At 73.8% G+C, this 5,803-nt stretch carries 6 protein-coding genes; 1 reads left to right on the top strand and 5 read right to left on the bottom strand.

Translation table 11 applies throughout. The annotated features are described in order from the left end of the window. Positions 1–2,634: MMPL family transporter (locus ACFE60_RS17085; protein WP_375390060.1), on the bottom strand; the 2,634-nt coding region annotated here is incomplete at its 3' end. Between the two features lie 60 nt (positions 2,635–2,694). Further along, positions 2,695–3,276, bottom strand: a complete 582-nt coding sequence (locus tag ACFE60_RS17080; protein WP_375390059.1) for a TetR/AcrR family transcriptional regulator — start codon at positions 3,274–3,276, stop codon at positions 2,695–2,697. Positions 3,277–3,381: 105 nt separating this feature from the next. Here ACFE60_RS17080 and ACFE60_RS17075 point away from each other — a divergent pair, with 105 nt between their 5' ends. Continuing rightward, a complete protein-coding gene (locus ACFE60_RS17075; protein ID WP_375390058.1) occupies positions 3,382–3,636 on the top strand; it encodes a hypothetical protein in 255 nt (84 codons plus the stop codon). A 7-nt stretch (positions 3,637–3,643) separates the two neighbouring features. Here the strand turns inward: ACFE60_RS17075 and ACFE60_RS17070 are convergent, their stop codons facing one another. The 3 genes from ACFE60_RS17070 to ACFE60_RS17060 form a co-directional block, all read right to left on the bottom strand. Further along, positions 3,644–4,372 (bottom strand): FadR/GntR family transcriptional regulator, encoded by a 729-nt coding sequence (locus ACFE60_RS17070; RefSeq protein ID WP_375390057.1) that lies wholly within the window; start codon positions 4,370–4,372, stop codon positions 3,644–3,646. Between the two features lie 67 nt (positions 4,373–4,439). After that, the gene (locus ACFE60_RS17065; RefSeq protein WP_375390056.1) at positions 4,440–5,228 is read right to left on the bottom strand and encodes a 3-oxoacyl-ACP reductase; all 789 of its coding nucleotides are present in this window, start codon (positions 5,226–5,228) and stop codon (positions 4,440–4,442) included. A 1-nt stretch (position 5,229) separates the two neighbouring features. After that, positions 5,230–5,803 (bottom strand): aldehyde dehydrogenase family protein (locus ACFE60_RS17060; protein ID WP_375390055.1); only part of this gene is annotated, 574 nt, incomplete at its 5' end.

Below are 5,803 nucleotides of genomic sequence, written 5' to 3'. Positions count from 1 at the left end.
CCGGGCCTGGTTGGCGGCCTTGCCGACCGCACCGCGCTCCTCCGGCGGCAGCTGGGCGATCGGCCGGTCGCGGACGACCGCCTCCGGCAGCACCTCCAGCCAGGACCGCACGGTGCCGGTGCGCAGGCGGTGGGGGGCGAAGCGGAGGCGCTCCGCGACGAGCGCGGCGGGCGTCGCGTCGGCGGCGGAGCCGTCGTCGATCACGGGCGCCGCCACCTGACGCAGCTCGCGCGCGCCGGAGGGGGCCACCGCGCCGGCGGCCTGCACGCGGCCGGCCACGGGCTGCAGATGACCGGTGAGCGTCGCGACGACGCCGCGACGCGCGTCCGACGGCACGGCGATCACGGTCGTGGTGCCGCGTTCCGCGTGCACGGTGAGCGGCGCGGTGGCGAACGGCGCCGGGGCGACGAGGCCGGCGGACGACAGCGCCCAGCGACGCTCCCCCTCCGCCCACGCCGTGTCCTCGGTGTGGCGCACGATGCTCTCGCCCTCGATGTCGACCGTCGGCAGCAGCCGGTCCAGCCACCGCGGCAGGTACCAGGCGGCGCGGCGGAAGAGCAGCATCACCGCGGGAACCAGCGTCATGCGGATCAGGAAGGCGTCGAGCAGGATGCCGACCGCCAGCGTGAAGGCGATCGGCTTGATCGTGCCGCTGCCGTCCGGGATGAAGGACGCGAAGACGAAGATCATGATCAGCGCCGCAGCGGTGACCACCCGCACGCCGCCGGTGAAGCCGCGGCGCACGGCGACGCGGTAGTCGCCCGTGTGCGCCCAGGTCTCGCGCATGCCGGAGACGATGAAGACCTCGTAGTCCATCGACAGCCCGAACATGATCGCGACGCTGAGGATCGGCAGGAAGCTGAGCAGCGGCCCGGGCTCCACGTGCAGCAGGCTCGCGCCCCAGCCCCACTGGAACACGGCGACGGTCGCGCCGACGCTCGCCGACAGCGACAGCAGGAACCCGACGGCGGCCTTCAGCGGGACGACGAGCGACCGGAACACGGCCATCAGCAGGATCACCGACAGGCCCACGACGACGAGCACGAACGGCACCAGCGCGCTGCCGAGCCGGTCGGAGATGTCGATCTGCACGGCCGTCGAGCCGGTGACCGAGACGGGCATGTCGTACTGCCGCTCGAACCCGGCGGACAGGTCCCTGATCGTGCGGACGAGCGCGATCGTCCTGTCCGACGTGGGCCCGGACTCGGGGATGACCTGCATGATCGCGGTGTCGAGCGTCGCGTTCGGCGTCGCCTTGCCGACCGCCTTCACGTCGGGCAGCGCCGCGATCCGGTCCTGCATGCGTCCGAGGTCGGTGATGAAGTCGTTGTTCTGCGTCACGTCGATGAGCAGGACGAGCGCACCGTTCCGGCCCTCGCCGAAGTACTTCGTCGTGAGGTCGTAGGCGACCCGTGGACCGGTGCCCGGCGCCTCCGTGCCGTTCGTCGGCAGCGCGAGCCGCATTGACGCGGCGGGGACCGCGAGCACCCCGAGCACGGCGATGACGAGCACGATGAACAGGGCGGGCGCCTTCTCGACCAGCGCGCCCCAGCGGGCGCCGAGGGTGTGCGTGCGCCCCTCCGCCGCCGCGAGCGCACGGGCGCGGAGGCGGGAGCCCTGCTTCGGGACCAGTCGGTTCCCCGCGAGCGCGAGCACCGCGGGCAGCAGGGTCGTCGAGCCGCAGACGCCCAGGAACACGGCGAAGGCGGCGCCGACGCCCATCACGGACAGGAAGGGGATGCCGACGATCAGCAGGCCGAGCAGCGCGATGATCACCGTCACGCCGGCGAACACGACCGCGGTGCCGGCGGTCGCGACCGCCTTCGGCAGGGCCTCGCCGATGGGCACGTCGAGCGCCAGCTGATCCCGGTAGCGGGAGATGACGAACAGGCCGTAGTCGATGCCGACCGCGAGGCCGAGCATCAGCGCCAGGGTCAGGCTCGCGCTGGCCACGTCGGTGAGGTTCGCGGCGAGCAGCAGCGCCGCGACCGACAGCAGCACGCCGACGATGGCGCTGATCAGGGGCATGCCCGCCGCGAGCAGCGAGCCGAACGTGACGATCAGCACGATCGCGGCGAACACGAGGCCGAACGCCTCCGTGATCGAGGGCCCGAAGGAGTTGTCCTGGAACACCTGCCCGGTGAAGGCGACCTGCATGCCCGCGCGCTCGCCGACGGAGGCGGTCGCCCGCAGGGCGTCGAGCGTGGCCGGCTTCACGCTCGCCTGGGCGCCGGAGAACTGCACCGAGACGATCGCCGCGCGGCGGTCGGCGGAGACCGCGTCGACGGCGTACTCGCTGAAGGGGCTGCCGACCGTCTCGATGCCGTCGATCCGCTCGATCGCGGCGATCGTGTCGGTCACAGCGGTCTTCGCCGCGCCCTCGTCGATGCGGGTGCCGGCCGGCGCGACCAGGATGGCGCTGGCGCTGGCGCCCGCCGCCTGGGGGAAGACCGCGTCGAGGCGGTCGAGCGCGTTCTGGGACTCCGTGCCGGGGATGGTGAAGCCGTCGCTCAGCTTGCCGCCGAACCCGAAGCCGGCGCCCGCCACGGCGAGGATGATCAGGATCCAGGCGGCGAGCACGCGCCACGGGTGGGCGTGGCTCAGCCGGCCGAGCCGGTGCAGGAACGCGGTCATGGGTGCCGTCCTCGAGGTGGGGTGGGGTGCGGCGGCGGTGTCGCGGGTGGCGGGAGGTGATCAGGAGGGCAGGGCGGCCTGGCGGCCGAGGACGAACTCGCCGAGGACGTCGACGAGGCCGGCGCGCAGCTCGTCCTCCGGCACGTGGTCGGGGGCCCAGCGGTCGGCGGCGACGAGCATGAAGGCGGCTCCGGCGAGGGCCACGCCGAAGCGGAGGGTGTCGTGGTCGCCGCCGCCGGCCGGCTTCAGACAGACCGCGAGGTGACGCACCAGGGCGTCGGCGCGGTCGACGACCGCGTGCCCCGCGAGCGCCTGGCCGTGGTTGAAGATGACCGCGATCGCGAGGCGGTGCTCGAAGAGGTAGTCGACGAAGCGCACCAGGAACGCCTGCCGCGATGGGTCGTCGGAGAGCGCGACGATCTCGTCGACCAGCTGCGCCAGCTCCTCCACGGCGGGGCGGAGCGCGGCGTCGAGCAGCGCCTCCTTGCTGCCGAAGTGGTAGAGCACGCTGGACTTCGACAGCCCGGCGTCGGCCGCGATGCGCTGCAGGGATGCGCCGTCGAAGCCGACGGTCGCGAACTGCCGAAGCGCGGACTGCAGCAGCGGCGCCGACCCGCCGAGGTCCCTGATCCTGTCCTGCACGATCGGTCAGCGTACTGCACGATCGGTCAGTCGCGTCGTCCCTCCCGGCCCGCGTTCGGGGGACGTCCAGTCCCCGGGGGGCAGGACCAGTAGGGTCCCGTGCTCATGGGCACCCTGCGCAAGTACCTGATCAACGGCGCGATCATCTCCTCCGTCCTCTCGGGCGTCTCGGCGTTCCGGCAGAGCCGGCGCAGCGAGACCGACTGGCGCACCTACCTGACCTGGATCGCCTGGGGCCTCACCCTCGTCGTCGCCATCGGCACGGTGCGGATGGAGTCGCTCGACCCGGCGGCGGCCACCCACGCCGCGGGCCCGAAGCTGAAGGACCCGCGCAAGAAGCCGAAGAAGAGCAAGCAGTAGCACCCCCTCAGTCGAGGAAGGCGCGGAGGAGCGCGGCGGTCCCCTCGAGGTGCTCGTGCATCAGGCGGCGGGCCGCGGCGGGGTCGCCGCGCAGCACGGCCTGCACGATCGCCTCGTGCTGCGCGTTCGAGTGCGCGAGGTTCGGCTCGAGCAGCGGGATCTCGTCGAGCAGCGCGTTCGCCCGATCGCGGACGTCGGCGAGCAGCGGCAGCAGCGACGGCACGCCCGCCAGCTCGCCGATCGTCAGGTGCAGCCGCGAGTCGGTGCGCCGGTAGTCGGGCGCGCCGCTCGCGCTCGTCTCGAGCAGCCGCGACCACAGCCCCTCCCGCTCCTCCGCGGTCAGGGCGCGGGAGGCGGCCGCGGCGACCGCCCCCTCCTCCAGCACCGATCGCAGACCGAGCACATCGGCCAGCTCGCCCGGCGGCCTCGCGGCGGCGGGCGACACGGCGTCCTCGAGATCGGTGCGCACGAAGGTGCCGCCGTAGCGGCCGCGACGGCTCTCCAGGTAGCCGGCATCCGCGAGCGCCTTGATCGCCTCTCGCAGCACGTCGCGGCTGACGCCGAGGCGCGCGGCGAGCTCGCGCTCCGGCGGCAGCGCCTCCCCCGGCGGCACGATGCCGAGCCGCACCGCCTGCAGCAGGCGGGCCAGCGTCTCCTCGAACGCGTTGCCCGTGCGGACGGGCCGGAAGATCGCCTCCGCCGCGGACGGCGCATCCACCCCGGACGGGCCGGTCACAGCGGGGTACTCGCGCTCATGGCGACGCCGCCGCGAGGGGCGGCGGCTGCGCCGATTCTGCCGCCCCTCACAGCGGCGTCACGTAGGCGGCGGAGATGCCGCCGTCGACCAGGAACGTGGAGGCGGTGACGAACGACGCGTCGTCGGAGGCGAGGAACGCGACCGCCGCGGCGAGCTCCTCCGGCTCGGCGAACCGGCCGACCGGCACGTGCACGAGTCGGCGGGCGGCGCGCTCCGGGTCCTTCGCGAACAGCTCCTTCAGCAGCGGCGTGTTCACGGGGCCGGGGCAGAGCGCGTTGACGCGCACCCCCTGCCGGGCGAACTGGACGCCGAGCTCGCGGCTGAGCGCGAGGACGCCGCCCTTCGAGGCGGTGTAGGAGATCTGGCTCGTCGCGCTGCCGAGCACCGCCACGAACGACGCGGTGTTGATGATCGATCCTCGCCCCGCGGGCACCATGTGCCGCAGCGCGGCCCGGCAGCACAGGTACACGGAGGTGAGGTTCACCAGCTGCACGCGGTCCCACGCGTCGAGCTCGGTCGTCTCGATCGAGTCGTCGTCCGGCGGGGAGATGCCCGCGTTGTTGAAGGCGATGTCGACCGAGCCGTGCGTCTCCGCGACGGAGTCGAACAGCGCGTCGACGTCGCCCTTCTCCGCGACGTCCGTGCGGACGAAGGAGCCCTCGACCTCCTCGGCGGCCGCGCGGCCCGCCTCCGGGTCGAGGTCGGCGATCACGACGCGGGCGCCCTCGGCGGCGAGGCGCCTGGCGGTGGCGAGCCCGATGCCGCTGGCGCCGCCGGTGACGACGGCGACGCGGTCGCGCAGGCGGGCGGTGAGGTCGATGGGGACGACGGGCATGTCAGACCTCTCCGGTCGCGTAGTAGACGTTCTTCGTCGCGGTGAACGCGAGCGGGGCGTCCGGCCCCAGCTCGCGGCCGATGCCCGACCGCTTCATGCCGCCGAACGGCGTCGTGTAGCGGACGGAGGAGTTGGAGTTGACGGACAGCGCGCCGGAGCGCACCGCGCGCGAGACGCGGATGCCGCGGCCGAGGTCGCGGGTCCAGATCGAGCCGGAGAGCCCGTACGCGCTCGCGTTCGCGAGGCGGACCGCCTCCGCCTCCCCGTCGAACGCCTGCACGGCGACGACGGGGCCGAAGATCTCCTCGGTGAGCACGCGGTCGTCCGCCCGGTCGGGCAGCAGCACGGCCGGCGCGAACCAGAACCCGGGACCGTCGGGCGCGGCGCCGCGGAAGGCGACCGGCGTGGAGCCGTCGACGAAGGAGGCGACGCGCTCGCGGTGCTCGGCGCTGACGAGCGGGCCCATGTCGACGTCCTCGCCGCGCGGGTCACCGACCCGCCAGGCGGCGACGGCGGGCTCGAGCCGCTCGAGGAAGGCGTCGAGCACGCTGCGCTCGACGAGCAGGCGGCTGCGG

Origin of the sequence: uncultured Amnibacterium sp. (genome assembly GCF_964245895.1) — a bacterium.
Lineage (GTDB): Bacteria > Actinomycetota > Actinomycetes > Actinomycetales > Microbacteriaceae > Amnibacterium.
This window is presented reverse-complemented; position numbering and strand designations above follow the sequence as displayed.